The sequence below is a fragment of the Serratia sp. PL7 genome (genome assembly GCF_945957435.1).
In genome coordinates, this window is record NZ_CAMFLB010000155.1 from 1 (window position 1) to 249 (window position 249).

At 53.8% G+C, this 249-nt stretch carries 2 pseudogenes; both read right to left on the minus strand.

What is annotated here, in order from left to right:
- A pseudogene (locus N6G83_RS54720) lies at positions 1–128 on the minus strand (50S ribosomal protein L4); the annotation flags it as partial.
- A 10-nt stretch (positions 129–138) separates the two neighbouring features.
- Positions 139–249: pseudogene (locus tag N6G83_RS54725) on the minus strand (50S ribosomal protein L3); the annotation flags it as partial.

Sequence of the window (249 nt, forward strand, 5' to 3'; positions counted from 1 at the left end):
GTACCTTGACGGGCACCTGCTGCATAAGCAACAACAACCTGGTGTACCAGCGCTTCGTTGAAATCACGACCGAAGGTAGTTTCGGAAACAGTCAGCGCGCTTTGCGCGTCTTTCAATACTAATTCCATTGCTATCCCCTTACGCCTTCACAGCTGGTTTAACGATCAGGTTGCCACCGGTTGCGCCCGGTACAGCACCCTTAACCAGCAGCAGGTTGCGCTCAGCGTCAACACGTACTACGTCCAGGCT